The 3,602-nt window shown below is 43.0% G+C and carries 4 protein-coding genes; all 4 read right to left on the minus strand.

The window, feature by feature from the left end; translation table 11 throughout:
* Positions 1 to 37: 37 nt before the first annotated feature.
* Positions 38 to 958, minus strand: a complete 921-nt coding sequence (locus tag VMW39_04950; GenBank protein HUW23358.1) for an ABC transporter ATP-binding protein — start codon at positions 956 to 958, stop codon at positions 38 to 40.
* Positions 959 to 1,243: 285 nt separating this feature from the next.
* Complete coding sequence (locus tag VMW39_04955; protein HUW23359.1) at positions 1,244 to 1,885, minus strand: nucleotidyltransferase domain-containing protein; 642 nt, start codon at positions 1,883 to 1,885, stop codon at positions 1,244 to 1,246.
* 419 nt (positions 1,886 to 2,304) lie between these two features.
* Positions 2,305 to 2,688: a CBS domain-containing protein gene (locus VMW39_04960; GenBank protein HUW23360.1), complete on the minus strand. Its 384-nt coding sequence runs from the start codon at positions 2,686 to 2,688 to the stop codon at positions 2,305 to 2,307.
* Between the two features lie 708 nt (positions 2,689 to 3,396).
* A partial coding sequence (locus tag VMW39_04965; protein HUW23361.1) for a pyruvate ferredoxin oxidoreductase occupies positions 3,397 to 3,602 on the minus strand: 206 nt, incomplete at its 5' end.

Here is a 3,602-nt window from a genome sequence, read left to right on the forward strand (position 1 = left end):
TAGTAAATACGGTGGCTCAATACCGCTGACAGTTTTTTCATTCGTTCAACCCCCGGCCGGTGAGCTTTAAAAAAACATCCTCAAGCGTCGCCAGCCGACGTAATACCGAAAGAGTCTCCGAGGTAGCCAGCCGGGTCAGGATCTCTTTGCTTTCGTGACAATAAAGATACAGAGTATCGCCAACAACCTCGGAATTGAATTCAAGTCCCTCAAGCTTTCTCAGGACATCCTTCACTCCCTTATGGTTCCGCACCTCTACCACTTCCTCGCCCACTTCGTTCTTGACCAGTTCTTGGGGAATCCCCTCCTTTAAAATGCCGCCCTTGTCCAAAATCAACAACCGATCGCATAGCTGCTGGGCTTCTTCCATATAATGGGTATTAAGAATAATGGTGACGCCTTTATTCTTCAAGGAGCGCAATCTCTGCCAGATCAGGTGACGCGCCTGAGGGTCCAGCCCGGTCGTGGGCTCATCGAGGATCATGATACTGGGTTCGTTCAGCAAAGCGCGCGCGACCAATAGACGCCGCTTCATACCGCCGGAAAGCGAATCTATCTTATTATCGGCTCTTTCTTTAAGTTCTACAAACTCAAGATGCTCCATTATACGGGCTTTTGCAACCTTTTTCGGGATATCGAACAAAGCGGCAAAAAGCTCCAGGTTCTCATTCACCGTTAGATCCGGGTCTATATCATTCTCCTGCGGGACCACGCCCAATAGCGCCCGGATACGGCGCTCATTAAGCGAGGCTCTCATCCCCAGGACCGAGACAGTGCCGCTGGTCGCTGGCGAAATGCACTGGATAACCCGAACAGTAGTGGTCTTACCGGCGCCGTTGGGCCCGAGTATACCCAGACATTCACCGCGCTGGACAGTAAAAGAGATGCCGGCAACTGCCGTAAGCCCATTGAACTTCTTGACAAGGTCTTCAACCTCGATCATAATTTTCTGGTTCATATTCTATTTTACCAACAGAAAAGTATCAGAACCGTCCCGGTATTTCTCCAGGCAGTTTTGGAATGGCGCAATGGGTTAGCAGAGTGAGGACACAATTGTGCCCCATCCTGTGAGGGTAGGAATCTATTTCTTTATATTCTTCTTGTCTTTGTCTATCGTATTTGGAATAATTATCCGAATAAAGTCTGCCTCGAATCTTTTGGCTCCCCGGGTAGGACTCGCCTTCTTCACTTACCCTTCACTCCCCTCTCATCAGGCTGGGCGCTCATCAGGATTACTCCCCATTTATGGCAATTCTCTCCTGACATATTCAAGAAATCTTTTACAGTCTTTCCCTTCTGGAAAAATTTGAATACCCTTGTCAACTTCAGAAATAATCCTTAAATTTTTCTTTTGTTTCATTTCCTGTTCCGTTAAGATGTAAGGAGCTAATCTATTACCATACGCCTCAAAACATATGTTTGATAATTTCTCTATTTGAGGCTCGAGTTTTTCTTTACTTTGCTTATCTTTAACTAAGACAAGGACATCTATATCACTATTTATCCTTTCTGAACCTTCTGCTATTGATCCAAACAAAACCACTCTTTTAATCAAAGTCTCAGATAAATTTCTTAATAGTATCTTTTTCAAGTCTTCTAAAGGTTTCTTGATGCTTGAAACTCCCTTAATCAATTCAGATAGAACTCTAAAGGCATAGCTTTTGCGGTTTACCCTCCATAAATGAGCTTTTCCAATAGTAACAAAATTTACGAAGTTCAATTCAGCAAGGTCTCGCATAGTTCTATTTACACTCATATGAGAGACTTTTAAAATAGAGGCTATTTCCCTTTCGCTCATAGAAGCTTCATGAGTTAATAGAAACTTTATAATTTTTACCTTTGTTTTTGAGTTTAATACATCCAACAGCGAAATATGAAATTTCATATTAGTCTCCTTGTAACATATCTGTTACAAGTGTAACATATCTAAAAAATTTGTCAAGGGTTTTTCTCCTCCCAAAATTTTCCTACCAAATGTTCCAGAATGTCCTTCAAAGATTCTTAAAAGGATTTGCCGACAAAAGCGGGAATCTGCGAGCCAATAAGGGTGAGGATTAAAGCGAGGTCGCCGAGTGCACGAGTGCGAGGCGGGCGAGCGTTAAAAGATTTGGTTCGAAACGATAAATTTGGCTCCGCGAGAGGACCAAGAATCCGAACTTTTTCCTTGACCTTCATTTTTGGCCTTGCAAATACAAGGAAAAACAGACGATTTCAGTTTCAGCATGAGTCAAACTGACCCAAAATAAAACAAGTGTAGTAAAGGTCAGAATTATTACTCTAAACATATTTATTTTAACTGACTTATTACTTCCTTCCAATTTTAAGTGCAACACGAATTATGTCTCGCCGTGAAACAATGCCAACTACTTTGCCTTCTTCTACAATAGGAACTCTCCTGAATTGACGGTGTCCAATAGCTAAAGCGATTGAATCAACATCTGCATCTGGCGGGAAGCTTATTACATTCTTTGACATTGCTTCTTTAACTTTAGTATTATGCAGATTCCCACTGAACGCAAAATTGAGAATATCTTTTTCTGATATTATCCCGATCATTTCCCCTTTAGAGCCTATAACTGGCATTCCACTAATCTCTTTCGCCATCAGAAGTTCAATTGCATCTGCCAGCGTAGCATCGGGACTGATGGTTATCACTTCCTTTGTCATAACATCTTTTGCTTTTAACATTTTCATCCACCTCCTGACAAATAGGGACAGCGACCATTTTCTACTTATTTCTTCGGACTGCCGCGTGGTAAAGGTCTTAATTTTCTATCGAACAGTTTTTCAATCTTTGTCGTAAAAGTACTATTGCGCAACGGCCTTACATACGTTAAGAAAAATGGTCGCTGTCCCTATTTTTAAAAATGATAAAATTGGCTCCCCGGGTTGGATTCGAACCAACAACCCTCCGGTTACAAGTAGCCCCTACGTTTCCGTAAGGCTTGGACTATCTCTTTACCCCGTAAAGATATTTTTTCCGGGGTAGTGAGCGCTTCCCATAAACCTGCTTCGGTTTACAGTACTCCTTTTTCAAGGATAGTCTCTGCACCTTTCCCGACATGATGTCGGGACTTGGCTCAGGATTACCATCCCTAGCCCCCATGGGGCTTAGGGTACAGGCTTCCCTGAATTCACCCACTTTTTCAATCCCAATTGCTTGGGAAAGCTGCCAAAGACAGCCGGATGCTCCACCGTTGAGCTACCGGGGAACCGTATATTCAATTAGAAAGCAGAGCTTTCGCTCTGCTGCTACAAGCTATTATCCCTCCCTTTCGGGAGGAGTCCAGAACCCAATTATTGGGGTTGGGTGGCTTTGCACATTCCTTCCAGATATTTCCAGTAGTCGTCTGATTCCTTATGTATCCTCTCCAGAAATTCCTTATTCTCTTCTTTTTATAGGTGGCTATATCTCCCCTGGCTCTTTATCCATTCTATGATTGGTTTTCTCTCTTTGGGACGAATGGTTATCCTCCATACTCCATTCTCTACTTCAAAGAGAGGCCAGAATCCCGTGTTTACTGCCAATTTGGAAATCTCTACTGTCTTTTCCATTGGATAGCGCCATCCCCGATGGCAGGGAACAAGGATGTTAATGAATG

The sequence above is a fragment of the bacterium genome, from assembly GCA_035530055.1.
In the GTDB taxonomy this organism is placed as follows: Bacteria; UBA6262; WVXT01; order WVXT01; family WVXT01; genus WVXT01.

What these genes read in the sequence shown, in the direction of transcription:
- VMW39_04950 (HUW23358.1), bottom strand. Translation starts at nt 958, where the DNA reads ATGAACCAGAAAATTATGATCGAGGTTGAAGACCTTGTCAAGAAGTTC.
- VMW39_04955 (HUW23359.1), bottom strand. Translation starts at nt 1,885, where the DNA reads ATGAAATTTCATATTTCGCTGTTGGATGTATTAAACTCAAAAACAAAG.
- VMW39_04960 (HUW23360.1), bottom strand. Translation starts at nt 2,688, where the DNA reads ATGTTAAAAGCAAAAGATGTTATGACAAAGGAAGTGATAACCATCAGT.